The sequence below is a fragment of the Nocardioides marmoraquaticus genome, assembly GCF_054777915.1.
In genome coordinates this window covers 110,759-136,649 of sequence record NZ_BAAHAA010000001.1, presented here as the reverse complement: position 1 = coordinate 136,649, position 25,891 = coordinate 110,759, and the positions used below count along the sequence as shown (strand labels likewise).

The following is a 25,891-nucleotide window of genomic DNA, read 5'->3' as shown; positions in this document are numbered from 1 at the left end:
GGTCGCGGCGACCCCGCCACGCCCTAGACTTCGTCTCCCGACGACCGCCGAGGTGCCGCGCCCGTGACCTTCGACGTCCACGACCTCGACCGGCTGCTGCTGGTGGGCTCCGGGGTGCTCCTGCTCTGCATCCTGGCGGTGCGGCTCAGCGTGCGGGCCGGGCTCCCCAGCCTGCTCGTCTACCTCGGCATCGGCCTGCTGCTGGGCGAGTCGGGGCTGGGGGTGGAGTTCGAGGCGGCCGAGGTCGCGCTCGCGCTCGGCTTCGCGGCGCTCGTGCTGATCCTGGCCGAGGGCGGGCTGACGACGCCGTGGCAGGAGATCCGGCCGGTGCTGCGCATCGGGGTCGCCCTGGCCACGCTCGGGGTGGCGACGAGCGTGCTCGTCCTGGCGCTCTTCGCGCACCTCGTGCTCGGGCTCGACTGGCAGCTGGCGGTGCTGCTCGGCGCCGTGCTGTCGCCGACCGACGCCGCCGCGGTCTTCTCGGTGCTGCGTCGGGTGCCGCTGCCCCGGCGCATCACCGGTGCGCTGGAGGCGGAGTCGGGCTTCAACGACGCGCCGACCATCGTGCTGGTGACGCTGGTCAGCGCGGGCGGCCACGGGGCGCTGGGGTTCGCCGTCGACTTCGTCTACCAGCTCGGCGTGGGCGTGCTGGCGGGCGCCGCCGTCGGCTGGCTGGGCGCCTGGGTGCTGCGCCGGTCCGCACTTCCCGCCTCCGGGCTGTACCCGCTCGCGATCCTGTCGCTGTGCGCCCTCGCGTACGCCGCGACCGCGACGGCGCACGCCTCGGGCTTCGCCGCCGTCTACGTCGCCGCGCTGGTGCTCGGCAACGCCGAGCTGCCTCACCGGGCGGCGACCCGGTCGTTCGCCGAGGGCCTGGCGTGGCTCGCGCAGATCGGGCTGTTCGTCATGCTCGGCCTGCTCGCCTCGCCGGGACGCATCAGCCTCGAGACGGTCGCGCTCGCCGTCGTCGTGGGGGTGGTGCTGTCGCTCGTGGCGCGGCCCGTGTCGGTGCTGGCCTCGTCGGTGGTGCAGCCGCTGCCGCCGCGCGAGGGCCTGTTCCTCGCGTGGGCGGGGCTGCGCGGGGCGGTGCCGATCGTCTTCACCACGATCCCCTTGGCGCAGGGGGTGCCCGGGGCCGAGCGGCTCTTCGACATCGTCTTCGTGGTGGTCGTGCTCGACACCCTCGTCACCGCCACGACGCTGCCGTGGGCGGCTCGGGTGCTGCGCGTCGTACGCCGCAGCGAGCCGCGCGACCTCGAGGTCGAGGCCGCACCCCTCGAGCGGATCGCCGCCGACCTGCTCCAGGTGACGATCTCCCCGGCGTCGCGGCTGCACGGCGTCGAGGTCGCCGAGCTGCGGCTGCCGCCGGGGGCGTCGGTGTCGCTCGTGGTGCGCGACGGACGGACGATCGTGCCCGACGGTCGCACCGTGCTGCGGCAGGGCGACGACCTGCTCGTGGTGACGGCCCGGCAGGTGCGCGAGGAGACGGCCCAGCGGCTGCGTGCGGTCTCGCTCGGCGGTCGCCTCGCCCAGTGGCTCGGCACCCGACCGCCGACCTAGCGCGTCGCGCCGGTCAGTCGACCTGGATGCACTGCTCGATCGGCTCGGCCAGTCGCAGCCGCTCGGGGGCGCTCCGGCCGAAGCGGTCGCCGAGCCGGTTGCCGACGACGACGTCGACCCCGGGGCCGAGGTCCTGCGAGGTGACCTCGATCCGCGTGCCCTGCCCGAGGGTGCGGGCCACGAGCCGCGCCGCGGTGTCGTCGGGCTGCGTGGTGCGGACGAGCGCACGGCGGACGTCGACCCGCGGCGGGGCGTTGCCGACCTCGCCGGGGACGAACCCGAGCGCCTCGAAGCGGTCGATCGTGCGCCCCGCGAGGCCCGAGGTGGTGCCGGCGTTGAGCACGGTGACCTGCACGTCGCCGCGCCCGATGAACCGCTGCACCTGGCGCTCGTCCTCGGAGCACTCCTCGCCGTTCGACGACGACGCCCCGAAGGGTGCCGTGGCAGCGCGGTAGCCGTAGAACGCCATGCCCGCCAGCACCACGAGCAGCACCGTCAGCGTGGCCCCCGAGACCACCGTGCGGCGCCGCATCAGGCCGCCACCACGTGCACCCGTGCGTGGAGCACGTGACGCTGCTGGAGCGCCGCGCGCAGCGCGCGGTGCAGGCCGTCCTCGAGGTAGAGCTCGTCGTGCCACTGCACGACGTGGGCGAAGAGATCGCCGAAGAAGGTGGAGTCCTCGTCGAGCAGCGCCGCCAGCTGGAGGGTGTCCTTGGTGGTCACCAGCTGGTCGAGACGCACCTGCTGGGGCGGCAGCTGCGCCCAGTCGCGGGGCTCGAGACCGTGCGCAGGGTAGGGCCGTCCCTCGCCCACGCGCTTGAAGATCACGCGGTCACTATAGGGAGACGCGCGAGACGCCTATGGTCTCGCCATGAGCGAGAGCATCGTCGGGACGATCGCCCCGGGCTACGTCTTCGAGGGCCCCGTCATCGAGCTGGGGGCGCTGATGACCGACGCGCAGACGGTCACCGACGTGCCCATCCGGGTGCCCCTGGCGATGCTCAACCGCCACGGGCTGGTGGCCGGCGCGACCGGCACCGGCAAGACCAAGACCCTGCAGCTGCTGGCCGAGCAGCTCTCGACCGCCGGCGTCCCGGTCTTCGCCGCCGACGTCAAGGGCGACCTGTCGGGGCTCGCGGCCCCGGGCGAGGGGGGCGAGAAGCTGCTCGCCCGCACCGCCTCGGTCGGGCAGCAGTGGCAGGCCCGCGGGTTCCCCGTCGACTACCTCGCCATCGGCGGCGTCGGCACCGGCGTGCCGCTGCGCGTCACGATGAGCGCGTTCGGCCCGACCCTGCTGGCCAAGGTGCTCGGGCTCAACGACACCCAGGAGTCGTCGCTGGGCCTCGTCTTCCACTACGCCGACCAGGCCGGGCTGCCGCTGCTCGACCTCGCCGACCTCCGCGAGGTCGTCAAGCACCTGGTCTCCGACGAGGGCAAGGCCGAGCTCAAGCAGCTCGGCGGGCTGTCGCCGGCCACCGCGGGCGTCATCCTGCGCGAGCTGATCGCCTTCTCCGACCAGGGGGCCGACGCCTTCTTCGGCGAGCCCGAGCTCGAGACCGGCGACCTGCTGCGGCTCGCCGACGACGGCCGCGGCGTGATCTCGCTCGTCGAGCTGCCGCAGCTCGCCGACCGGCCGCTCGTCTTCTCGACCTTCCTGATGTGGCTGCTGGCCGACCTCTTCCACGACCTGCCCGAGGTCGGCGACGTCGACAAGCCCCGGCTCGTCTTCTTCTTCGACGAGGCCCACCTGCTCTTCGACGACGCCTCCGAGGCGTTCCTCGACCAGGTCGCCCAGACGGTGCGGCTGATCAGGTCGAAGGGGGTCGGCGTCTTCTTCGTGACCCAGCAGCCGACCGACGTGCCCGACGAGGTGCTCGCCCAGCTCGGCTCCCGCATCCAGCACCAGCTCCGCGCGGCCACGCCGAAGGACGCCAAGGCGCTGAAGCAGACCGTCGAGACCTACCCCTTCCCCGCCTACGACGACCTCGGCCGGGTCTTCCTCGGCCTCGGCATCGGCGAGGCGGTGGTGACCGTGATGGACGAGCGCGGCGCCCCCACCCCCGTCGCCTGGACCCGGCTGCGCGCGCCCGAGTCGCTGATGGGCCCCGTGCCGCCCGAGCAGATGCAGGCGGCCGTCACCGCCTCCCCGCTGCACGACAAGTACGCCGAGCCCGTCGACCGCGAGTCGGCCCGCGAGATCCTCGCCGGTCGGCTCGAGCGGGGGGCCGAGAAGGCGGCCGCCGAGCAGCCCGCGCCCGCCGACACCGTCGAGGACCGGCTGCGTCGCGAGGGCGAGCAGGCCACGCGCGGCTCCCGCCGGCCGTCGCGGCGTACGACGTCCCGGCCGCGCGGCACCGTCGACGACGTCGTCGGCTCCCCGCTGTTCAAGAGCCTCGCCCGCACCGCCGTCCGCGAGATCGCGCGGGGGATGTTCCGGACGGGGCGCCGCTGACCCGCTTTTCGAACGAAACGGCCCCGACACGCCGGGGCGGCAGGTGCTGATCGGTCGGATCTCTCGCGACGAGGAGCGTTTCGTTCGAAAAGTCGACGACGGCGACGTGGCGGTCTGACCCGGCGCCCGCCCGGCCGAGCGCGGGGTCCGCCTCCCGCGGGCTGGGTACCGTCGAGGAGGTGGACCTCCTCAGCCCCATGCAGCGGCGGCTCGGCCTCGCGCTGCGCTCGCGCGTCGCGGGTGACGACGCCCCGGAGAAGGCGCGGGCGATCTGGGAGGCCGAGGGAGAGCGGTGGTTCACCGCCGACGACCCCGTGTGGCGGGTCAACGCCGACGCCGCGATGTTCCCCGGCGGGATCGCCGCACTGCTGCTGCAGTCGCTGCACCCGAGCGCGATGGCGGGCGTCGCCGGCCACTCCGGCTACCGCGGCGACCCGTGGGGCCGGCTGCAGCGCACCAGCCTCTACCTCGCCACCACCACCTTCGGCACCGTCGAGGCGGCCGAACAGTCCATCGCCGTCGTCCGGTCGGTGCACCGCCGGGTGCGCGGGGTCGACGAGCGCGGCGTCCCGTACGCCGCCGACGACCCCCACCTGCTGCGCTGGGTGCACGTCGCCGAGGTCTGGTCGTTCCTGCGGGCCTACCAGGCGTACGCCGCGACGCCCCTGACCGACGACGAGGCCGACCTCTTCGTGCGGCAGACCAACGTCGCGGCCTCCCGGCTCGGGGCCACCGACCTGCCAGACGACGTCGCGTCGCTGGAGGCCTGCCTGGAGGCCTACCGGCCCGAGCTGCGCCTCACCAAGGCCGCCCGCGAGGCCTCGCGCTTCATGCTGCTCAACCCGCCCGTGCCGGTGCTCGCCCGCCCCGGCTACGCCCTGATCGCGGCCGGCGGCATCGCGCTGCTGCCGGCCTGGGCCCGGCGCCAGCTGCTGCTGCCCGTCCACGGCCCGGCGGTGCCGGTCGCCTCGGGCGCCGGTGCCGTCGCGACCGGTCTCGTCCGCTGGGGCATGGCCGGCCTCACCGACCGCCGCCCCGGCGACCGCGCCTGACCCCTGCCCGCCGGACGCGCCAACGGGCGCGGCGCGGCACGTGACACCCCGTCGCGAGGATCGTGCAGCCGTCCTGGGGACCACTCGGTGGCGTCACGTGCGGCCCCGCCGACGCCCCCCACCCGCCCGGCCGAGGTCGTGGGCGAGCAGCGCGACGGCGAGGGAGGTGCGCGAGGCGGGGGAGTCGAGGGGGTGGCCGACGACCTCGGCGAGCCGGTCGAGGGCGGGGTAGAGCGACGAGCGGTTGCGGTGGGTCGCGCGGGCCAGGGCGGTGACGTTGCCGCCGGCGTCGAGGTGGGCGCGCAGCAGCCCCAGCAGGTCGGTGCCGTGGCGGGCGTCGTGGGCGAGCACCCGGCCGAGCTCGGCGTCGACGAAGGCCGACAGCGCGGGCGTGTCACCCAGCGCGGCGAGCAGGCCGTGCAGCCGTACGTCGGCGTGGCGCACGACGCCCGGGCGCGGCGGCAGGTCGACGGCCACGTCGGCGACCGTGCGGGCGGCGCGCAGCGAGCCGGGCACGTCGACGAGCCGGTCGACCACCTCGCCGGCCGCGACGACCCCGTCGGTGCGCACCCGGTCGAGGGCGTCGAGCGACCCGAGCGGCACGAGCGCCCCGACGCGGCCGTCGTCGAGCTCGGCGGCCAGGACGTCGAGGCCGGCCGTCCGCAGCGCGCGCCGGAGCCCGTCGACGCCGCCGACGGCGACCAGGCCGACGTACGCCGCTGCGGGCCGCAGGCCGACGGCGCGGAGCCCGGCCAGCGCGTCGGCCTCGGTCGCCAGCCGTCCGACGAGCAGGTCGGCGAGCAGGCTGCCGTGCAGCCGGAGCTCGGTGGCGACGTCGTCGCGCTCGATCATGCGGCCGAGCTCGAGCGCCTGCGCTGCGCGCTCGAGCACCACCGCGGCCCGCCTGTCGCGATCGCGGGGGGCGACCAGCCGGGCCCAGACCCGCCCCTGCACGCCGACGACCGTGGTGGTCCACGACTCCGGGCCGACGACGGCCGTGCCGCCGCGCCACGTGGCGAGCCGGGAGCGCCGCTCCCAGTCGTCGAGCAGCGTGGCGGAGGAGCCGCCGGCGGCGAGCACGCGGCGCCGCTGGTCCTCCAGCACCACGGGGGAGCCGAGCAGGTCGGCGGCGGCGTCGACCACCGCGGCCCGGTCGGAGCGGCGCAGGGCCAGCGCGGTGAAGGTGGTGTGGACGTCGGCCGCGAACGCCACCCCGGCGAGCTCGGAGGCGACCCGGTCGCGGTGCACCAGCTCGGTCACCTCCACGAAGCGGGTGCGACCGTGCAGCACCATCAGCGGCCAGCCCCGGTCCCGGGCACGTCGTACGACGTCAGGGCGCAGCGAGCGGCCGCCCAGCTCGACCACGACCCCGGCGGCGCCGCCGTCGACGAGCCGGTCGAGCTCGGCCTCGGCGTGCGGGGCGTGCAGGAAGCCCCCAGTCGTCAGCAGCAGCTCGCCCCCGTCGAGCAGGCCGGCCACGTCGGGCAGGTCGCTCACGTGCACCCACCGCACCTCGACGTCGAGGGCGTCCTGGCCCGCCAGCACCTCGGGCTCGGCGCGCGCGACCGGCTCGGCGGCCAGCACCTGCGCGACGGTCATCACCACGACAGTCTGTCGTACGGATGCCGTGGAGAGCGACGGTCCGTCCCTGGCGCGAGGCGCAGGGCGCGCCGCAGGCTCGCGCCATGACGACGAGCATCGGGCACTGGATCGACGGCCGGCCGACGGACGGCAGCGGCCGCACCGCCGAGGTCACCAACCCCGCGACGGGCGAGGTCAGCGCGCAGGTGGCGCTGGCCGACGCCGCCGAGGTCGGGACGGCGGTGGCCGCGGCCGAGGCGGCGTACCGGGGCTGGCGCGACACCTCCCTGGCCGCCCGCACGCAGGTCGTCTTCCGCTTCCGCGAGCTGCTCAACGCCCGTAGCGACGAGCTCGCCGCGATCATCACCGCCGAGCACGGCAAGGTGCTCTCCGACGCCCAGGGCGAGGTGGCGCGCGGCCGCGAGGTCGTCGAGTTCGCCTGCGGCATGCCGCACCTGCTCAAGGGCGGCTTCACCGAGAACGCCTCGACCGGCGTCGACACCCACTCCGTGCGCCAGCCGCTGGGGCCGGTGGCGATCATCAGTCCGTTCAACTTCCCGGCCATGGTGCCGATGTGGTTCTTCCCGGTCGCGATCGCCGCGGGCAACACCGTGGTGCTCAAGCCCAGCGAGAAGGTGCCGAGCGCGGCGCTGTGGCTGGCGGAGCTGTGGCGCGAGGCAGGCCTGCCCGACGGCGTCTTCAACGTCGTCAACGGTGACAAGGAGGCCGTCGACGCGCTGCTCGAGCACCCCGGCATCACGAGCGTCAGCTTCGTCGGCTCGACCCCGATCGCGCGCTACGTCTACGAGACCGGCACCCGCCACGGCAAGCGCGTGCAGGCACTCGGCGGCGCCAAGAACCACATGGTCGTGCTGCCCGACGCCGACCTCGACCTCGCCGCCGACCAAGCCGTCAACGCCGGCTACGGCTCGGCGGGCGAGCGCTGCATGGCGATCTCGGCGCTCGTCGCCGTCGGCGGGATCGGCGACACGCTCGTCGACAAGATCCGCGAGCGGACCGAGGCGCTGCGCACGGGTGACGGCACCCGCGGCTGCGACATGGGCCCGCTGGTGACCCGCGCGGCGCAGGAGCGCGTGTCGTCGTACGTCGAGGCGGGCGAGGCGGCCGGCGCCAAGGTCGTGGTCGACGGCCGCGACGTGCAGGCCGACGCCGACGGGGCGGGGTTCTTCGTCGGCCCGACGCTGCTCGACCAGGTCACCCCCGACATGAGCGTCTACGCCGACGAGATCTTCGGGCCGGTGCTCAGCGTGCTGCGCGTCGAGACGTACGACGAGGCGCTCGCGCTGGTCAACGCCAACCCCTACGGCAACGGCACCGCGATCTTCACCAACGACGGCGGGGCCGCCCGACGGTTCGCGAACGAGGTCGAGGTCGGCATGGTCGGCGTCAACGTGCCGGTCCCGGTGCCGATGGCCTACTACTCCTTCGGCGGCTGGAAGCACAGCCTCTTCGGCGACTCGCACGCCCACGGCACCGAGGGCGTCCACTTCTTCACCCGGGGCAAGGTCGTGACAGCGCGGTGGCTCGACCCCCGTGGTCGAAGCAGCCACGGCGGCGTCGACCTCGGCTTCCCGACCAACGCCTGAGGAGGCGGCCATGACCACGCGCGCCCACGAGCTCGACCGCAAGCACGTCTTCCACTCCTGGTCAGCCCAGGCCGAGATCTCGCCGATGGAGATCACCTCGGCCGAGGGCTCGACCGTCTGGGACGCCGAGGGACGCTCCTACCTCGACTTCTCCTCCCAGCTCGTCTTCACCAACCTCGGCCACCAGCACCCGCGGGTGGTCGAGGCGATCCAGCGGCAGGCGGCCACGCTGTGCACGGTGGCGCCCGCCCACGTCAACGCCGCCCGGTCCGAGGCGGCGCGGCTGATCGCTGAGCGCATGCCCGACGGCATCGAGAAGGTCTTCCTCACCAACGGCGGCGCCGACGCCAACGAGCACGCCGTCCGGATGGCGCGCCTGGCGACGGGCCGGCCGAAGGTGCTGACGGCGTACCGCAGCTACCACGGCGGCACCCAGACCGCGATCAACCTCACCGGCGACCCGCGACGCTTCCCCAACGACCAGGGTGCGGCGGGCATCTCGCGGTTCTTCGGACCGTTCCTCTACCGCTCGGAGTTCCACGCCGAGACCGAGGCCGAGGAGGAGGAGCGCGCGCTGCAGCACCTGCGCCGCACGCTCGAGGCCGAGGGCCCGTCGACGGTGGCCGCGATCCTGCTCGAGACGGTGCCGGGCACCGCGGGCGTGATGGTGCCGCCGCCGGGCTACCTCGCCGGCGTGCGCCGCCTCTGCGACGAGCACGGCGTGCTGCTCGTGCTCGACGAGGTGATGGCCGGCTTCGGCCGCACCGGCGCCTGGCTGGCCCTCGACCACTGGGGCGTGCGTCCCGACCTGGTCACCTTCGCCAAGGGCGTCAACTCCGGCTACGTGCCGATGGGCGGCGTCGCGATCGCCGACCACGTCGCCGCGGTCTTCGACCACCGCGCCTACCCCGGCGGGCTGACGTACTCCGGCCACCCGCTCGCCGCGGCCGCCGCCGTGGCGACGCTCGAGGCGATGGCCGACGACGGCGTCGTCGAGCACGCGGCGGCCCTCGGCGCCGACGTCATCGGCCCCGGGCTGGCCGCCATCGCCGAGCGCCACCCGTGCGTCGGCGAGGTACGCGGGCTGGGGGTGTTCTGGGCCGTCGAGCTCGTCCACGACCGCGGCACCAAGGCGCCGATGGACATGGGCCCGGTGATGGCGGCCTGCAAGAGCCTCGGCCTGCTGCCCTTCGCCACGGCGAACCGGATCCACCTGGTGCCGCCGTGCACCACCACCGCCGCCGAGGCGCAGGAGGGCCTCGACATCCTCGACCGCGCCCTCAAGGCCGGCGACGAGCTGCTCGGCTGAGTCGGTCGGGGTCGGTCGGGGTGCGCAACGGGGAGGTCTCCCACTGGATGGCCCGTGCCCTCCCGGTCCCTGAGGAGCGCGAGGAACGAGCGCGTCACGAAGGGCCGAGGACCGACCTGCCCGACCAGGCCGACCTGGTCGTGGTCGGGGGCGGGCTCAGCGGGCTGTGGACGGCGTACCACGCGTTGTCGCAGGACCCCTCCACGAGCGTGCTGGTGCTGGAGGCCGAGCACGTCGGGTACGGCGCGTCCGGCCGCAACGGCGGCTGGCTCTCGACGCTCGTGCCGGGCAACCGCGAGGTCTACGCCCGTCGCGCCGGGGTCGGCCCGGTGCGCTCGCTGCAGCGCGCGCTGGTCGACGCCGTCGGCGAGGTGCTCGACGTGCTCGACCGGGAGGGTGTCGAGGCGGGGCAGGTGCGGGGTGGGCAGCTGCAGGTCGCCCGCACCGGCGCCCAGCTCGCCCGGCTCCGCGCCGGGCACGCGGCACACCTGCGCTTCGGGATGCGCGACGACGAGGTGCACCTGCTGGGGCCGGCCGAGACCCGCGAGCGCGTGGCCGTTGACGGGCTTGCCGGGGGGCTCCTGGTCCCGGCCACCGCGCGCGTCGACCCCGCTCGCATGGTGCAGGGGCTGGCCGCCGTCGTACGCCGCCTCGGCGCCCAGGTCGTCGAGCACACCCGCGTGACCTCCGTGGCGCCCGGCGTCGTCATCACGACGCGCGGACCGGTGACGGCGCGCGACGTGCTCGTGTGCACCGAGGCCTACTCCGCGGCCCTCCTCGGCGGCCGGTCGCTGGTGCCGGTGAGCTCGTCGATGGTCGTGACCGAGCCGCTGCCCGTCGCGACCTGGGACCGGATCGGCTGGGCCGGCCGCGAGTGCGTCTCCGACGCCGCGCACGTCTTCGTCTACGCCCAGCGCACCGACGACGACCGCATCGCGATCGGCGGCCGCGGCACGCCGTACGCGTTCGGCTCGGGGCTGCCGGGCGAGGGCCGGGTCGACGACCGCACCGTCGCGGTGCTGCGTGACCGGCTGGCGTCGTTCTTCCCCGGGCTCGACCTGCCGCTCGCCCACGCCTGGCGCGGCGCGATCGGCGTCACCCGCGACTGGTGCGCCAGCGTGCGCTTCGACCCGGTCACCCGGGTCGGCGGCGTCCAGGGGTACGCCGGCCACGGCGTCACCGCCACCCACCTCGCCGCCCGCACCCTCGTCGACCGCCTCCACGGGCGCCGTACGCCGCTCACCGCGCTGCCGTGGAACGACCACGTCGCCCGCGACTGGGAGCCCGAGCCGCTGCGCTGGCTGGGCATCCACGGGATGTACCGCCTCTTCGCCGCCGCCGACCGCTGGGAGGAGTCGCGCGGCTCCACCCGCACCGCCCTCCCCGCCCGCCTCGGCTCCCGCCTCGCCGGCCTGCACGAGTAGACCCCTCGCGAGCTGGTCGAGGTGCGAGCCCCGAGAGCCGGGGAGGTGGGCGCCGCTCTCGAGCCAGTCCGGTCCACGTCTCGCACGTGGATCGGGTCCGTGATCCTGCGAGACGTGGACCGTCGGAGCGGGTTGCGGGGCCGTCTCGCTCCCGGGTCAGGGCTGGTCGAGGTGCGAGGGCCGCCGGGCCCGAGCCTCGAGACCCGGGGAGGTGGGCGCCGCGACCGGGTCACCGGGTCTCGCGGCGCCTCGCCCAGGGGCTCGGTGCACCTCGACCAGCCCTGGGTGGCCAGGGGATGCGGCGCTCAGCCGAACGGATAGGGGCCGAACCGGCCGATGGCGACGACGGCTGCGAGCACGCCGAGCACGACCGGCGGGACGAGGGCGTTGGTCTCGCCGCGGCGGACGTGGACGACCACCGCTCCGACCATCGTCACGAGCAGGCCGAGGGCGGCGAGCGGGGCGAGCCACTCGGCGACACCGACGAGCGGCGGCACCACCAGGCCGACAGCACCCAGCACCTCGAGGGCGCCGATGGTCTTGACCGCGCCGGGCGAGAAGTCGTCGACGTACCCCATGCCGGCCTCGCGCAGCTGGTCGCGTGAGCGAGCGAGCTTCATGCCGCCGGCGCCGAGCATGGCGACGGCGAGGACGGCGGCGACGATCCACAGGACGGTGTTCACGGGTGCTCCTCAATTTTGGTTGACACAGAAAGTGAATCGCAGGAAAGTTTCTGCGTCAAGTAACGTAGGGGCCGTGAGCGACCCCCGCTGGCTCGACGACGACGAGCGCGACGCCTGGATCACGCTGCTCAAGGTGGCGACCTGGCTCCCGCAGCGGCTCGACGGCCAGCTGCAGCGCGACGCGGGCGTGAGCCTCGCCGAGTGGCAGGTGCTCTCCTGGCTGTCGATGGCGCCGGAGCGGACGGCCCGGTTGAGCCTGCTCGGCAGCCGGGCGAGCGTGTCGTTGTCGCACCTCTCGCGTGTGGTGTCGCGGCTCGAGCGCGCCGGGTGGGTCCAGCGCCGACCCGACCCCGACGACGGCCGCGCCACGCTCGCGGTCCTGACGAGCGCCGGCTGGGACAAGGTCTTCGCGACCGCTCCCGGTCACGTCGCCGAGGCCCGTCGTGTCGTCGTGGACCGACTGTCGCGCGAGCAGGTCGTCCAGCTGCGCGAGATCGGTGCGGCCCTCGAGGGCGGCCTCGCCCCCGGGTGCTGAGTCGTGTGCCTGAGAGGGCGCTGGGGCGCCCCCTCAGGCACACGACTCGACGCGAGTCCGGCGCGGGTTGAGACATCACTGTCCCGCATGAGACATTGATGTCTCGTTCGAGACGGAGGTGTCGCATGTCGAGGCGCGAGGAGATCCTGGCCGCTGCCCAGCGGCGGCTGAACTTCGACCCGACCAGCTCGATGGCCGACGTCGCGGCCGCGGCCGGGATCGGACGGGCGACGCTGCACCGCCACTTCTCGGGCCGCGAGGACCTGCTGACCGAGATCGGCACCCGCTCGCTCGACCGCTGGGAGCAGCGGCTCGACGCTGCCCGGATCGAGGACGTCTGCAGCAGCGACGACCCCGACCGGCTGCGCGGCACGCTCGTGACGCTGCTGGGCCAGTACCTCGAGGACTCCGACGACTTCGGCTTCGGGCTGACCGACCAGTTCATGCTCACCGAGCCGGGTCTCGTCAGGCGCGGCGAGGCGCTCGCCGAGCGCGAGATCGAGCTCTTCGCCTCCCTGCAGTCGGCGGGCGTGCTGCGCGACGACGTCAGCCCCCGCTGGTTGTCGCAGGCCTGCTACGGCCTGCTGGTCGCCGCGCGCGACGCCCTGCGCGCGGGCGACGTACCCCGACGCGACCTCGACGCCGTCGTCTCCTCCTTCTTCCTCGACGGAGCCGCTGCTCCGGGAAAGCCGTGACACCGTGACCGCCACACCCCTCACCCGCACCCCCGCTCCGACGGGGCACCCCCGCCGCTGGGCGGGCCTGGCCGTGCTCGCCGCGAGCCTGCTGGTCGTCGTGATGGACATGACGATCCTCAACGTCGCGCTGCCCGAGCTGTCGGCCGAGACCGGCGCGACCGCGCTGCAGCAGCTGTGGGTCGTCGACGCCTACCCGCTCGTGCTCGCGGGCCTGCTGGTGCCGGTCACCGCGCTCGCCGACCGGGTGGGGCGCAAGCGGATGCTGCTCACCGGCTTCGCGATCTTCGCCGTCGCCTCGACCGTCGTGCTGTGGGTCGACTCGGCCGCCACCGTCATCGCGCTGCGCGTCGCCCTGGGCCTGGGCGGGGCGATGATCATGCCGTCGACGCTGTCGCTCATCCGCACGCTCTTCACCGACCCCCAGGAGCGGGCGTACGCCCTCGGCATCTGGGCCGCGATGGCCTCGGTCGGCGCGGCTGTCGGCCCGGTCGTCGGGGGTGCGCTGCTCGAGGTCTGGAGCTGGCACGCGGCGTTCCTCGTCAACGTGCCGCTGATGGTGGTCGCGATCGCGACCGGCCTGGTGCTGCTGCCGGAGAGCCGCTCCGACCGCTCGGGCCGCATCGACCCCGCCGGCGTCGTGCTGTCGGTCGGCGGCATGGTCGCGCTCGTCTTCGGCATCAAGGAGGTCGGCAAGCACGGCGTCGACCTGCTGGCGATCGGCTGCCTGGTCGCCGGCGCCGCGCTGCTGACCGCGTTCGTACGCCGCAGCCTGCGGCAGCGCGACCCCATGCTGGCCGTCTCGCTGTTCGAGCACCCGCTCTTCCGCGCCGGTGTCGTGGCGGCGCTGGCGTCCAGCATCACCATGATGGCGCTGCTGTTCGTCGGCTCGCAGTGGCTCCAGCTCGTCGAGGGCTTCGGTCCGCTGCTGGCGGGCGTCGCGCTGCTGCCCCTGGCGGTCGCCGGCCTCGTCGCGTCGCCGCTGGCCCCCGCGCTCGCCACGCGCATCGGCGGTCGTGGGGCGGTCGTGCTCGGCCTGCTGCTGCTCGCCGCCGGTCCGCTGCTGCTGTTCTTCCTGCCGCGGCCGATGCCGTACTGGATGGTCGGCGTCGCCCTCGGCCTGGTCGGTCTCGGCACCGGCGCGCTCGCGCTGGCCTCGGCGCTCATCATGGGCAGCGCGCCCCGCCACCAGGTCGGCTCCGCGGCCGCGGTCGAGGAGATCTGCTACGAGCTCGGTGCCGTCATCAGCATCAGCGTGCTGGGCGGGCTGAGCGCCGCGCTCTACCGCGCCCACCTGCCCGAGTCGGCGTCACCCGCCGCGCGGGAGTCGCTCGCGCTCGCGCTGGACACCCCGGTCGCGGCCGCGGCCCAGGCGGCGTACACCGACGCCTTCGCCTGGGTCGGCCTCGCCGGCGGCCTGCTGATGCTCGTGGCGGCGTACGTCGTGCGGCGGCTGCTGCCCGCCGACCTCGACCTGGCCGAGCTCGAGCACTGAGCGGTCGACGGGTTTGCGCCGCCCCGTCGCGCGGCCACACTGGGGGAGACCCCTGTCGAACACACGGAGGAGCCGCATGACCACCGACGTCTGCCCCGACACCACCTCGCTGCAGGCGACGCCCTCGCAGCTCGAGGACGTGCACGGAGCCCGCAACTACCACCCGCTGGCCGTCGAGGTCAGCCACGGTGAGGGCGCCTGGGTGAGCGACGACGAGGGCCGCCGCTGGCTCGACTTCCTGGCGGCGTACTCCGCGCTCAACTTCGGCCACCGCCACCCCGACCTGGTGCAGGCCGCCAAGGACCAGCTCGACCGGCTCACGCTGACCAGCCGGGCCTTCCACCACGACCTGCTGGGCCCGTTCTGCGCCGAGCTCTCGGAGCTGACCGGCAAGGACCTCGTGCTGCCGATGAACTCCGGCGCCGAGGGCGTCGAGACCGCGCTCAAGGTCGCGCGCCGCTGGGGCTACGAGGTCAAGGGCGTGCCCGACGAGCAGGCCACGATCATCGTGATGGACGGCAACTTCCACGGCCGCACGATCAGCATCGTCTCCTTCTCCGGCGACCACGCCGCGCGCAACTACTACGGCCCCTACACGCCCGGCTTCAGGGCCGTGCCGTACGGCGACGCGGCCGCGCTCGAGGCCGCCATCGACGACACCGTCGTCGCGGTGCTCGTCGAGCCGGTGCAGGGCGAGGCCGGCGTGGTCGTGCCGCCGACCGGCTACCTGCAGGAGGTGCGTCGCGTCTGCAACGAGCGCGAGGTGCTGATGATCGCCGACGAGATCCAGTCGGGCCTCGGCCGCACCGGCCGCACCTTCGCCTGCGACCACGAGGACGTCGTGCCCGACATGTACATCCTCGGCAAGGCCCTCGGCGGCGGCATCGTCGCCCTCTCGGCGGTCGCCGCCGACCGCGACGTGCTCGGCGTGCTGACGCCGGGCAGCCACGGCAGCACCTTCGGCGGCAACGCGCTCGCCGTCGCCGTCGGTCGCGCCGTGCTCGGCCTGCTGCACAGCGGAGAGCCGCAGGCGCGTGCCGCCGAGCTCGAGGCCGTGCTGCGCGAGGAGCTCGAGCCGCTGGTCGGCGAGGGGCTCGTGGGCCTGCGGGTGCACGGCCTGTGGGCCGGGCTCGACGTCGACCCTGCGCTCGGCACCGGCCGCGACCTGTGCGAGGCGCTCGCCGAGCGCGGCGTCCTCGTCAAGGACACCCACGGCTCGACCATCCGCATCTCGCCGCCGCTGACCATCGAGCGCGACGACCTCGTCTGGGGGCTGACGCAGGTGCGCGAGGTCGTCGCCGACCTGCGCTCGCGCCTGGGGTGAGCGCGCCGCTCGTCCTCGTCGCGCCGGCGATGGCGGTCGGCTCGCGCTACTACCGGCCGGTGCTCGAGGCGTTCCGTGAGCACGGCTGGGAGGCGTCGGCCCTGCCCCGACGGGGCTTCGAGCCCGGTCAGCCGCGCGCGAGCCGGCGGCACGACTGGTCGTACGCCGACGAGGTCGCCGTCGTCACCGAGGCCGTCGGCGCCGCACGCACCGAGGACCCCGACCGCCCGGTCGTGCTCCTCGGGCACAGCCTGGGCGGCCAGCTGTCGCTAGCCCACCAGCTCGGTGCGACGCCGGCCGACGGCCTCGTCACGGTCGGTGGCTGCCTGCCGCACCACGTGCTGTGGCCGTGGCGCGGCCCACAGATTGCCCTCATGGGGGGTGTCGCCGTGCCGGTGCTCACCGCGGTGCGCGGCTACCTCCCGCCGCCCGCCTTCGGGGCCCCGGGCGCCCGCACCCTGATGCGCGAGTGGGGCCGCATGGCCGTGACCGGCCGCACGCCGTTCCCCTCCGACGGGCGCGTCGCCGCGCCGTCGCTGCTGGTCAGCCTCGAGGACGACGGACTCGCCCCGCGACGGGCCGTCGATGCCTTCGCCGACCGCTTCTTCGAGCCGGCGTACGTCACCCGCTGGCACCGCCGCCACGCCGAGGTGCCCACCGGCGCCAGCAACGACCACCTCGCCTGGGCCCGCTCGCCCGCCTCGGTCGTCGACCGGGTGGTGGCGTGGTGGGACGGCGCCTGAGACACCGCGCGACGAGCAACGGGGAGGACCGCCGGCACCTGGTGCGGACGATCCTCCCCGATCAGCGGCGGAGGATAGGGGATTCGAACCCCTGAGGGCGTTAACCCAACCCGCTTTCCAAGCGAGCGCCATAGGCCACTAGGCGAATCCTCCGCGGGAGAGGTTACCGGTCCGGGTTCGCGTCGTCACAACGGACCTCATATGGTTCTCCCAACCCCCCGTGCGGCGGCATCTCACTGAATCCCCCAGGGCCGGAAGGCAGCAAGGGCAGGTGGGCTCTACCGGGTGCGCGGGGGGCCTTTGCATGCCCGGGCCCCGACGACAGCCGGGTCTGCTCCCGGGCCGGTCGGGACTGTCGGCGGCGCTGGTTAGGGTGGCCGCGTGCAGGCCTCCCTCGCCCTCTACCGCCGCTACCGGCCGGAGACCTTCGCCGAGGTGATCGGGCAGGACCACGTGACCGCGCCGCTGCGCCAGGCGCTGGCCAACAACCGGGTCAACCACGCCTACCTCTTCTCGGGCCCCCGCGGGTGCGGCAAGACGACGAGCGCGCGCATCCTGGCGCGCGCGCTCAACTGCGAGCAGGCGCCGATCTCCGACCCGTGCGGCGAGTGCCAGAGCTGCCGCGACCTCGCGCGGGGCGGCCCCGGCTCGGTCGACGTCATCGAGATCGACGCGGCCAGCCACGGCGGCGTCGACGACGCCCGCGACCTGCGCGAGCGGGCGTTCTTCTCGCCGGTCAGCAGCCGCTACAAGGTCTACATCATCGACGAGGCCCACATGGTGTCCTCGCAGGGCTTCAACGCGCTGCTCAAGCTGGTCGAGGAGCCGCCGGAGCACCTGAAGTTCATCTTCGCCACCACCGAGCCCGAGAAGGTCATCGCGACCATCCGCTCGCGCACCCACCACTACCCGTTCCGGCTGATCCCGCCCAAGGTGCTCTCCGACCACCTCGCCGACCTGTGCCAGCGCGAGGGCGTGCCGATCGACGCGGCGGCGCTGCCGCTCGTCGTCCGCGCGGGCGCCGGCTCCGCGCGCGACTCGCTGTCGGTGCTCGACCAGCTGCTCGGCGGCGCGGGGCCCGACGGGGTGACGTACGACGTCGCCACCTCGCTGCTCGGCTACACCCCCGACAACCTGCTCGACGAGGTCGTCGACGCCTTCGCGGCCCACGACGGGGCCGGTGTCTTCGGGGTCGTCGACAAGGTCATCGAGACCGGTCAGGACCCCCGCCGCTTCACCGAGGACGTGCTGCGCCGGCTCCGCGACCTCGTCATCGTCAGCGCCGTGCCCGGCGCCCACGCCTCGGGCCTGGTCGACGCGCCCGACGAGCAGGCCGAGCGGCTGGTCGCCCAGGCGGCGCGGTTCGGCCGCGCCGGGCTGGTGCGGGCGGCCGACCTCGTGGCCGCCGGCCTGACCGAGATGCGCGGCGCCACCACGCCCCGGCTGCTGCTCGAGCTGCTCTGCGCGCGGGTGCTGCTCCCCGGTGCCGACGCCGGTGAGCTCGGCCTCGCGGCGCGGCTCGAGAAGGTCGAGCGCCGTCTCGACGTGAGCGGGGGAGGCGCGGCTGCCGCTGCTGCTCCCGTCCGGGCCGAGCCGCCACCGACAGCCGATCCGCGCGAGGCGGCCCGGGAGGCAGCCCGGGGGGCGGCGCAGGCCCCTGCCACCTCGTCGCCCGAGCCCGTCGAGGCCACCCGGTCGGAGCCGGAGGGGGCGCCCTTCGAGACGCCTGCTCGTCCCTCGCAGGCTCCTCAGGGAGCGGAGGGGGCGCCTGCTCGTCCCTCGCAGGCTCCTCAGGGAGCGGAGGGAGCGCCGGCGGCCCGTTCGTCGGTCGAGCCTGTCGAGACCACGCAGGCCGAGCCGGGGGCGCCCTTCGAGACGCCTGCTCGTCCCTCGCAAGCTCCTCAGGGAGCGGAGGGGACGACTGCTCGTCCCTCGCAGGCTCCTCAGGGAGCGGAGGCGCCTGCCGCCCGTTCGTCGGTCGAGCCTGTCGAGACCAGCCGGTCGGAGGCGCCTGCGGCCCCCTCGTCGGTCGAGCTTGTCGAGGCCACGGAGACCCAGGGCCCGGGGCGGCTGGGGCTGGCCGAGGTGCGGCGGTTGTGGCCCGACCTGCTCGAGCAGGTCAAGACGATGCGGCGCTTCACGTGGATCCTGCTCAGCCAGAACGCCCAGGTGCTGTCGGTCGACGCGAGCACCCTGACCATCGGCTTCAAGAACGCCGGCGCGCGTGAGTCGTTCCTCGGCGGCGGCAGCGAGGAGATCCTGCGGCAGGCGGCCATCGAGGTGGTCGGGGCCGACTGGCGGATCGAGACGGCGGTCGACCCGTCGACCGAGCCGGGCGGGCAGCCGCGGGTGACGCGACCCGCCGTACCCCCTCCGCCGGAGGCCCCCGTCGACGAGGTGCCCGCGCCCCGACCGGTCCGGCCCGCCGCGGCCGAGGAGGCCCGTGCCTCGCTGGCCCGCGCCGCCGAGCGCCCGGTCGGCGAGGCCCCACCCCCGGGGCCCGACCTCGACGCCGACGCCGACCGTGACGACCCGACGTCCGCCGACGACGGCCTCGACTCCGCCGAGCTGCTGCAGCGCGAGCTCGGAGCGACCGTCATCGACGAGACCCCCCACTGACCCGGAGACTGACTGACATGACGCAGACCCCCGACGAGCACCCCGACCGCGCGCAGACCCCTGAGCCCCTCCCGGGCGACCAGGGGGGCGACCAGGGCGGCAACCCCTTCGGCGGCTTCGACCTCGGCGCGGTGCTGGAGCAGGCGCAGGCCATGCAGAGCCAGCTGGTGCAGGCGCAGCAGGAGCTCGCCGAGACGACCGTGCAGGGCAGCGCGGGTGGCGTCACGGTCACCCTCGACGGCACCGGCACCCTCACCGCGGTCGACATCACCCCCGGCGCCGCGCAGGCCGACGACGACGAGTCCTGGACCGACCTCGGCGACCTCGTCGTGGCCGCCTACCGCGACGCCAAGGGCCGGGTGGACGACCTCGCGGCCCAGGCGCTCGGCCCCTTCGCCGGCGGCGACGCGACCGGCGGCGGAGGTGGGTTCGACCTCGGCGGCCTCTTCGGTGGCGGCGGCGACGAGCCGCGACGCCCGATGGGCTTCTAGGCGGCCCACGCGTGTACGAAGGCGTCCTGCAGGACCTCATCGACGAGCTGGCCCGGCTCCCCGGCGTCGGGCCCAAGGGCGCGCAGCGCATCGCCTTCCACCTGCTCGCGGCCGACCCCGACGACGTCCGGCGGCTGGCGACGACGATGCAGGAGATGAAGGCCAAGGCCACCTTCTGCCTCACCTGCGGCAACGTCTCGCAGTCCGAGCGCTGCCGCATCTGCACCGACCCACGGCGCGACCCGACGCTGATCTGCGTGGTCGAGGAGCCCAAGGACGTCGTCGCGATCGAGCGCACCCGCGAGTTCCGCGGCCGCTACCACGTGCTCGGGGGTGCGATCTCGCCGCTGGCGGGCATCGGGCCCGACCAGCTGCGCATCCGCGAGCTGCTCGGCCGGCTGGCCGACGGCGAGGTGACCGAGGTGATACTCGCCATGGACCCCAACATCGAGGGCGACGCCACGGCGGCGTACCTCTCCCGGCTGCTGCGCACGCTCGAGCTGCAGGTGACCCGGCTGGCCAGTGGCCTGCCGGTCGGCGGCGACCTCGAGTACGCCGACGAGGTGACGCTCGGCCGGGCGTTCGCAGGAAGGAGATCGACCGGTGACTGAGCACTCCGGCACCACCAGCGAGACCACCAAGAGCGGCGGACCGACGCCGTACGACGAGACCGTCGGCGACCTCGCCCAGCAGGTCGCCGACGCCGTCGAGGCGTTCCTCGTCGGGGTGCGCGCCATCTCGCACGGCGAGGCCGAGGGCGCGGCCGTGCCCCTGCTGCTGCTCGAGGTCAGCCAGCTGCTGCTGGCGGGCGCGCGGCTGGGGGTGCAGGTCGACTTCACCCCCGAGCAGCAGTACCAGCCCGACGTCGGTCCCGACCCCGACCTCGACGCCATGCGCCTGCGCCTGGCCGACGAGCTCGGGGGCATCGACACCTACGCGCTCAACTTCGAGCCCTACGACCCCGAGACGGTGCCCAGCCAGATCTCCGACGACGTCACGGCGATCGCGGCCGAGGTCGCCAACGGCCTGCGCCACTTCCGGCAGGGCGACGTGCTCGAGGCGCTGTGGTGGTGGCAGTACTCCTACCTCGCGTCGTGGGGCACCGCGGCCTGCGGCGTGCAGTCGGCACTGCACTCGGTGGTCGCCCACAGCCGGCTCGACCGCGACGTGGTCGGCGAGAGCGAGCAGCTGCAGGTCGCCGACGCCCTCGAGGCCGGCGAGCTCGACGCGCAGCTGGGGTCGGAGGTCGTGGACACCGGTCGGGGCTGACGCCGCGCGCCCGTAGACTCCGGGGTGGTCCGTCCGGCGGACCGTCCGTCCAGCAGTCGAGCCATCGAGGTCCTCCCGTGGTCGCCACGTCCACCGCCGAGCAGCGGCGGCCCATCGTCGTGCAGAAGTACGGCGGCTCCTCGCTCTCCGACGCCGCCGCCATCAAGCGGGTGGCGCGACGCATCGTCGAGGCGAAGAAGCAGGGCAACGACGTCGTCGTCGCGGTCTCCGCCATGGGTGACACCACCGACGACCTCCTCGACCGCGCCAACCAGGTCAGCCCGGTGCCGCCGGCCCGCGAGCTCGACATGCTGCTGACCGCGGGCGAGCGCATCTCGATGGCGCTGGTCGCCATGGCGATCTCCGACCTCGGCTTCACCGCCCAGTCGTTCACCGGCTCGCAGGCCGGCGTCATCACCGACTCGGTGCACGGCAAGGCCAAGATCATCGACGTCACCCCGGGTCGCATCACCCACGCGCTCGAGGACGGCCACATCGTGATCGTGGCGGGCTTCCAGGGCGTCAGCCAGGACACCAAGGAGATCACCACCCTGGGTCGCGGCGGCACCGACACCACCGCGGTCGCGCTGGCCGCGGCGCTGCACGCCGACGTCTGCGAGATCTACACCGACGTCGACGGCGTCTTCACCGCCGACCCCCGCATCGTGCCGACCGCCAAGAAGCTCGACCGCGTCACCTACGAGGAGATGCTCGAGCTCGCGGCCTGCGGCGCGAAGATCCTGCACCTGCGCTGCGTCGAGTACGCCCGCCGCTACGACATCCCGATCCACGTCCGGTCGTCCTTCAGCCAGCTCCACGGCACCGTCGTGGCCGGCAGCATCGAGGACGAGCACCACCAGGAGGCCACCATGGAGCAGGCGATCATCGCCGGCGTCGCCCACGACCGCAGCGAGGCCAAGATCACGGTCGTCGGCGTGCCCGACAAGGTCGGCGAGGCCGCGCGCATCTTCGACGCCTTGTCCCGCGCGCAGATCAACCTCGACATGATCGTGCAGAACGTCTCGGCGGCGGCCACCAACCTCACCGACATCTCCTTCACCCTGCCGCGCACCGACGGGCAGACCGCGATGCAGGCGCTGCACGCGCTCAAGGGCACCATCGGCTTCGACTCGCTGATCTACGACGACAAGATCGGCAAGGTCTCGCTCATCGGGGCCGGCATGCGCTCCCACCCGGGCGTCACCGCCAAGTTCTTCAACTGCCTGGCCGAGGCCGGGGTCAACATCGGCATGATCTCCACCTCCGAGATCCGCATCTCCGTGGTCGTCGACGAGGGCGACGTCGACGCGGCCGTCGCCGCGACGCACACCGCCTTCGAGCTCGACGCCGACGAGGTCGAGGCCGTCGTCTACGGCGGCACCGGCCGCTAGCGCCACCGAAGGGAACCCACAGACATGGCTCGCATCGGCATCGTCGGCGCCACCGGACAGGTGGGCGTCGCCATGCGCCAGATCCTCCTCGAGCGGGGCTTCCCCGCCGAGGAGGTCCGCTTCTTCGCCTCCGCCCGCTCGGCGGGCACCGTGCTGCCCTTTGGTGACCGCGAGGTCACCGTCGAGGACGTCGCCACCGCCGACCCCACCGGCCTCGACGTCGCGTTGTTCTCGGCCGGCGCCACCACGTCCCGGGCCCAGGCGCCGCGCTTCGCCGACGCCGGCGTGACCGTGGTCGACAACTCCTCGGCCTTCCGCCGCGACGCCGACGTGCCCCTCGTCGTGAGCGAGGTCAACCCCGACGCGCTGTCGTCGATCCCGCGCGGCATCGTCGCCAACCCCAACTGCACCACCATGGCCGCGATGCCGGTGCTCAAGCCGCTGCACGACGAGGCCGGGCTGACCCGCCTCATCGCGTCGACCTACCAGGCGGTCTCCGGCTCGGGGGTCAAGGGCGTCGAGGAGCTCGCCTCCCAGGTCGAGGCGGCCGGCGACAAGGCCCGCGAGCTCGCCTACGACGGCGAGGCGGTCGCCTTCCCGGCCCCGTCGACGTACGCCCGCACCATCGCCTACAACGTGCTGCCCTTCGCGGGCTCGCTCGTGCGCGATGGTCTCTCCGAGACCGACGAGGAGCAGAAGCTGCGCCACGAGTCGCGCAAGATCCTCGGCCTGCCCGAGCTGCTCGTCTCCGGCATCTGCGTGCGCGTGCCCGTGTTCACCGGCCACTCGCTGGCGATCAACGCCGAGTTCGCCTCGGCCCTGCCGGTGGAGCGCGCCCAGGAGCTGCTCCGCGGCGCCCCCGGCGTCGAGCTGACCGACATCCCGACCCCGCTGCTCGCCGCGGGCAAGGACCCGTCGTACGTCGGCCGCATCCGTCAGGACGAGGGCGTGCCCGGCGACCGTGGCCTCGCGCTGTTCGTCAGCAACGACAACCTCCGCAAGGGGGCCGCGCTCAACACCGTGCAGATCGCCGAGCTGCTCGTCGCGCGCTGAGCCGCGCTACGACGAGCCGGTCAGGCGTCCGCTCGTGACGCCCTCGGCCAGCACGAACGCGACCGGGGTGACCACGAGCAGGCCCACGCTCAGCCACAGGCCGGGCAGGCTGGCGTAGAGCAGCAGCATCGCGACGAACGACGCGATGCCGACCCCCAGCACGGCGGTGCTGCGCTGCTGGGCGACCCCGAGCACGCCGAGCAGGATGGTGCCGACGGCGCCCTGCGCGACGAGCGTCAGCACGATGGCGAGCAGGCCGATGCCCCCGCACGAGCTCACGCCGCGCACGGTGGTGCAGGCCTGCAGCGACAGCCACACCAGGACGATGCCGGTCAGCGCGACGGCGACGCCGACGACGGCGGCGGCGAGCCGCGGCGAGAGCGCGGGGACGCGGAGGTCGATCGAGGGCAGCGAGGGCCGTGGCAGCCGACGTCCGGTGCCCACGGACTCGTCCTCGGGCTGCTCGGCCCTGGTGGGGCCGGGCGCCTCGGCGACCGCGACCCGGCCCGGGGCCTCGGTGGTCTCCGCGGCGGGCGTCGGCTCGGAGCGGGGCTCCGTCCACGTCATGTCCGGGCCGCGGCGGCGCGGGGCCGGCGGCGGACCGGTGGGCCGCGGCGGCCGGGACGGGGGCGTCTCCTCGGCCACGGGCTGCTCGGTCGCAGGAGGCTCGGGCTCGGGCCCCTGCTCGGGCTGGGGGTCGCGTGACGTGGGTGGGGCGGGTGGCGCGGCGGGGGGTGGCCGTCGGGTGGCCCCCGGGACGGGACGCAGCGGCTGGGTGGGGGCATCGGCACCCACGGGGGCCGCGGTGACGGGCAGCTCCTCGGTGGCCTCGGTCGTGGCCGGGTCCTCGGCGACGGGTGCGTCGCTCGTGCCGCCAGCGGGCTGCTGGCCGCCGCGACGACCCCGCTTGTCCTTGCGACGGCGGAACAGCGACGGCAGCTCGAGGTCGGGTCCTGCGGTGTCCCGCCCCGGGGTGTCCTCGTCGCCGTCGGCCATGGCCGCATGGTGCCACGCTGGTCGGTGCGACCGCAGGAAGTCCGGCGTCGTGAGCACCCGAAGTCGTGTCGAAACGTACGGATTGGCAGCGGTCTGGTCCAGGCGTCCGAGCACCCCTGTTCACCGGACGGCCCCCAGCAGGGTCCCTAGGGTGAGCGACGCGAGCTCCGGGGCCGCGTCCCAGTCACTGATGGTCGAGGAGGGCCCGTGGCCCAGGCGAGCGCTGCCCAGGCGCCGGTGGTACGTCGGCTGCTCGAGCTGTTGCCGCGGGGCGGGGCGCTCCCGGAGGAGTCCTGGCGGACCCGCCACCACGGCATCGTGCTGCTCGCCGCGCTCCACGTCCCGGTGCTGGTCGCCGTGGCGCTGTGGCAGCGGCCCGACCTCACGTCGTTCGCCGGCACGGCCGGGGTCGCGCTGCTCACGCTCGCGGCCTGGCGGCTGCCGGTGCGGCGCACGGCGCTCGCCTCGCTGGCCACCGCGGCACTGCTGCTGAGCACGGCGATCTCCATCCACGTCTTCGACGGGCTCATCGAGCTGCACTTCCACTTCTTCGTGGTCATCGCCGTGGTGTCGGTCTACCAGCTCTGGACGCCGTACCTGCTCGCCATGGGCTTCGTGCTCGCGCACCACGCCGTCATGGGCCTGCTCATGCCCATGCACGTCTACAACCACTCGGCCGCCATGGCGCACCCGGTGTGGTTCGCGCTGATCCACGGCGCCTTCGTGCTGGCCGAGTCGATCGCCTGCCTGACCTACTGGAGGTTCACCGAGCAGGCCCTCGACCGCGAGCGCGACGAGCGGGCGCGGGCCGAGGCGAGCAACGAGGCGCTGGCCCAGGCCCACCGCGAGATCTCCGACCTCATGGCCATGGTCTCGCACGACCTCCGCGCGCCGCTCACCGTCATCACCGGTCACGTCGAGCTCACCCTCGACGCCTGGGACGACCTCGACGACCCCGACCGCCGCGACCTCGTGCGCCGCATCGGCGTCGCCGGGCAGTCGCTGGAGGAGATGCTCTCGGGCACCCTCACCATGTCCGCCCTCGACGCCGACGGGCTGCAGCCGCGTCCCGTCGTCGTGCGCCTCGACGAGCTGGTGCGGGGGGTGCTCGGCTCCCTCGCCGACCCGCTGGCGGTGGTCGACCTGACCGGGCTGGAGCCGGTCCTCGCTGTCGCCGACCGGCAGCACGTGCAGCAGGTGGTGACCAACCTGGTCTCCAACGCGGCGAAGTACGGCGAGGCGCCGTACGTGATCAGCTCGCGCAGCGACGACGAGACCGTCGAGCTGCTCATCGAGGACTCCGGGACCGGCGTGCCCGAGGAGTTCGTGCCGCGGCTGTTCGACCGCTACTCACGCTCCGAGGACGCCCGCCGCGGGCGGCAGCGCGGCACCGGGCTCGGCCTCTACATCGTCAAGACGCTCGTCGAGGCCAACGCCGGTGTGATCAGCTACCGCGCCCGGTCCGGGGGAGGCGGTCGCTTCAGCGTCCGGTTTCCCCGCGGTCCCCGGGTCCTCGCCGGCGGCACCGGCGAGCGACGCGCGGACACCCCGCCGTACGCGTCCGCGACGGAGCAGGGCGTGACCACGGCCTGAGCGGGACCCACCGGGGCGC

Annotated in this window: 23 protein-coding genes, 1 tRNA gene and 1 other RNA gene; 19 read left to right on the top strand and 6 right to left on the bottom strand. The window is 74.3% G+C overall.

The window, feature by feature from the left end:
- Positions 1-63: 63 nt before the first annotated feature.
- Positions 64-1,560, top strand: coding sequence for a potassium/proton antiporter (locus ACYU8I_RS00710; protein ID WP_460836387.1), 1,497 nt, complete (start codon positions 64-66; stop codon positions 1,558-1,560).
- A 13-nt stretch (positions 1,561-1,573) separates the two neighbouring features.
- Here the strand turns inward: ACYU8I_RS00710 and ACYU8I_RS00705 are convergent, their stop codons facing one another.
- Positions 1,574-2,092 (bottom strand): LytR C-terminal domain-containing protein, encoded by a 519-nt coding sequence (locus tag ACYU8I_RS00705; protein WP_460836386.1) that lies wholly within the window; start codon positions 2,090-2,092, stop codon positions 1,574-1,576.
- Complete coding sequence (locus tag ACYU8I_RS00700) at positions 2,092-2,388, bottom strand: type II toxin-antitoxin system VapB family antitoxin (RefSeq protein WP_460836384.1); 297 nt, start codon at positions 2,386-2,388, stop codon at positions 2,092-2,094. The genes ACYU8I_RS00705 and ACYU8I_RS00700 overlap by 1 nt, the downstream gene beginning before the upstream one ends.
- A 43-nt stretch (positions 2,389-2,431) precedes the next feature.
- Here ACYU8I_RS00700 and ACYU8I_RS00695 point away from each other — a divergent pair, with 43 nt between their 5' ends.
- Both ACYU8I_RS00695 and ACYU8I_RS00690 read left to right on the top strand, forming a co-directional pair.
- A complete protein-coding gene (locus ACYU8I_RS00695) occupies positions 2,432-4,012 on the top strand; it encodes a helicase HerA-like domain-containing protein (protein ID WP_460836383.1) in 1,581 nt (526 codons plus the stop codon).
- Between the two features lie 179 nt (positions 4,013-4,191).
- Positions 4,192-5,064 (top strand): oxygenase MpaB family protein, encoded by an 873-nt coding sequence (locus ACYU8I_RS00690; RefSeq protein WP_460836382.1) that lies wholly within the window; start codon positions 4,192-4,194, stop codon positions 5,062-5,064.
- Between the two features lie 93 nt (positions 5,065-5,157).
- On the opposite strand, the gene ACYU8I_RS00685 is transcribed toward ACYU8I_RS00690, so the two are convergent.
- A complete protein-coding gene (locus ACYU8I_RS00685; RefSeq protein WP_460836379.1) occupies positions 5,158-6,663 on the bottom strand; it encodes a PucR family transcriptional regulator in 1,506 nt (501 codons plus the stop codon).
- A gap of 86 nt (positions 6,664-6,749) precedes the next feature.
- Between ACYU8I_RS00685 and ACYU8I_RS00680 the strand changes: the two genes are divergently transcribed.
- The 3 genes from ACYU8I_RS00680 to ACYU8I_RS00670 are packed head-to-tail and all read left to right on the top strand — an operon-like array spanning position 6,750 to position 10,985.
- Positions 6,750-8,252: a CoA-acylating methylmalonate-semialdehyde dehydrogenase gene (locus ACYU8I_RS00680; protein WP_460836378.1), complete on the top strand. Its 1,503-nt coding sequence runs from the start codon at positions 6,750-6,752 to the stop codon at positions 8,250-8,252.
- A 10-nt stretch (positions 8,253-8,262) separates the two neighbouring features.
- Entirely contained in the window at positions 8,263-9,561 is a 1,299-nt protein-coding gene (locus ACYU8I_RS00675; RefSeq protein ID WP_460836377.1) for an aminotransferase class III-fold pyridoxal phosphate-dependent enzyme, read from the top strand.
- A gap of 47 nt (positions 9,562-9,608) precedes the next feature.
- The gene (locus ACYU8I_RS00670) at positions 9,609-10,985 is read left to right on the top strand and encodes an NAD(P)/FAD-dependent oxidoreductase (protein ID WP_460836376.1); all 1,377 of its coding nucleotides are present in this window, start codon (positions 9,609-9,611) and stop codon (positions 10,983-10,985) included.
- 305 nt (positions 10,986-11,290) lie between these two features.
- Here ACYU8I_RS00670 and ACYU8I_RS00665 read toward each other — a convergent pair whose 3' ends face one another.
- Positions 11,291-11,668 carry a DoxX family protein gene (locus ACYU8I_RS00665; protein WP_460836375.1) on the bottom strand — a complete coding sequence of 126 codons (378 nt, stop codon included), beginning with the start codon at positions 11,666-11,668 and terminating at the stop codon, positions 11,291-11,293.
- A 73-nt stretch (positions 11,669-11,741) separates the two neighbouring features.
- Between ACYU8I_RS00665 and ACYU8I_RS00660 the strand changes: the two genes are divergently transcribed.
- The 5 genes from ACYU8I_RS00660 (at position 11,742) to ACYU8I_RS00640 (ending at position 16,460) form a co-directional block, all read left to right on the top strand.
- Positions 11,742-12,203 carry a MarR family winged helix-turn-helix transcriptional regulator gene (locus ACYU8I_RS00660; protein WP_460836374.1) on the top strand — a complete coding sequence of 154 codons (462 nt, stop codon included), beginning with the start codon at positions 11,742-11,744 and terminating at the stop codon, positions 12,201-12,203.
- A 125-nt stretch (positions 12,204-12,328) separates the two neighbouring features.
- Positions 12,329-12,898: a TetR/AcrR family transcriptional regulator gene (locus ACYU8I_RS00655; RefSeq protein ID WP_460836372.1), complete on the top strand. Its 570-nt coding sequence runs from the start codon at positions 12,329-12,331 to the stop codon at positions 12,896-12,898.
- Positions 12,899-12,902: 4 nt separating this feature from the next.
- Complete coding sequence (locus ACYU8I_RS00650; protein ID WP_460836370.1) at positions 12,903-14,393, top strand: MFS transporter; 1,491 nt, start codon at positions 12,903-12,905, stop codon at positions 14,391-14,393.
- A 76-nt stretch (positions 14,394-14,469) separates the two neighbouring features.
- Positions 14,470-15,717: an ornithine--oxo-acid transaminase gene (gene rocD, locus ACYU8I_RS00645; protein WP_460836369.1), complete on the top strand. Its 1,248-nt coding sequence runs from the start codon at positions 14,470-14,472 to the stop codon at positions 15,715-15,717.
- On the top strand, positions 15,714-16,460 hold the full coding sequence (locus ACYU8I_RS00640) for a serine aminopeptidase domain-containing protein (protein ID WP_460836368.1): 747 nt from the start codon (positions 15,714-15,716) through the stop codon (positions 16,458-16,460). Before rocD ends, ACYU8I_RS00640 begins: the two co-directional genes overlap by 4 nt.
- A 68-nt stretch (positions 16,461-16,528) precedes the next feature.
- Here ACYU8I_RS00640 and ACYU8I_RS00635 read toward each other — a convergent pair.
- Positions 16,529-16,613, bottom strand: a tRNA-Ser gene (locus tag ACYU8I_RS00635).
- Positions 16,614-16,672: 59 nt separating this feature from the next.
- Here ACYU8I_RS00635 and ffs point away from each other — a divergent pair.
- The 7 genes from ffs (at position 16,673) to ACYU8I_RS00600 (ending at position 23,283) form a co-directional block, all read left to right on the top strand.
- An RNA gene (gene ffs / locus ACYU8I_RS00630) (signal recognition particle sRNA small type) lies at positions 16,673-16,762 on the top strand.
- Between the two features lie 79 nt (positions 16,763-16,841).
- Positions 16,842-19,079, top strand: a complete 2,238-nt coding sequence (locus ACYU8I_RS00625) for a DNA polymerase III subunit gamma and tau (protein ID WP_460836367.1) — start codon at positions 16,842-16,844, stop codon at positions 19,077-19,079.
- Between the two features lie 17 nt (positions 19,080-19,096).
- Positions 19,097-19,570 carry a YbaB/EbfC family nucleoid-associated protein gene (locus ACYU8I_RS00620; RefSeq protein ID WP_460836366.1) on the top strand — a complete coding sequence of 158 codons (474 nt, stop codon included), beginning with the start codon at positions 19,097-19,099 and terminating at the stop codon, positions 19,568-19,570.
- Between the two features lie 11 nt (positions 19,571-19,581).
- Positions 19,582-20,181, top strand: a complete 600-nt coding sequence (recR, locus tag ACYU8I_RS00615; protein WP_460836365.1) for a recombination mediator RecR — start codon at positions 19,582-19,584, stop codon at positions 20,179-20,181.
- Positions 20,174-20,839 (top strand): DUF5063 domain-containing protein, encoded by a 666-nt coding sequence (locus ACYU8I_RS00610; protein ID WP_460836364.1) that lies wholly within the window; start codon positions 20,174-20,176, stop codon positions 20,837-20,839. The genes recR and ACYU8I_RS00610 overlap by 8 nt, the downstream gene beginning before the upstream one ends.
- A gap of 113 nt (positions 20,840-20,952) precedes the next feature.
- Complete coding sequence (locus tag ACYU8I_RS00605; protein WP_460836594.1) at positions 20,953-22,230, top strand: aspartate kinase; 1,278 nt, start codon at positions 20,953-20,955, stop codon at positions 22,228-22,230.
- Between the two features lie 24 nt (positions 22,231-22,254).
- Positions 22,255-23,283: an aspartate-semialdehyde dehydrogenase gene (locus ACYU8I_RS00600; protein WP_460836363.1), complete on the top strand. Its 1,029-nt coding sequence runs from the start codon at positions 22,255-22,257 to the stop codon at positions 23,281-23,283.
- Between the two features lie 6 nt (positions 23,284-23,289).
- On the opposite strand, the gene ACYU8I_RS00595 is transcribed toward ACYU8I_RS00600, so the two are convergent.
- Complete coding sequence (locus tag ACYU8I_RS00595) at positions 23,290-24,279, bottom strand: hypothetical protein (RefSeq protein ID WP_460836362.1); 990 nt, start codon at positions 24,277-24,279, stop codon at positions 23,290-23,292.
- Between the two features lie 207 nt (positions 24,280-24,486).
- On the opposite strand from ACYU8I_RS00595, the gene ACYU8I_RS00590 reads away from it, so the two are divergent.
- On the top strand, positions 24,487-25,872 hold the full coding sequence (locus ACYU8I_RS00590; protein WP_460836360.1) for a sensor histidine kinase: 1,386 nt from the start codon (positions 24,487-24,489) through the stop codon (positions 25,870-25,872).
- Positions 25,873-25,891: the final 19 nt, after the last annotated feature.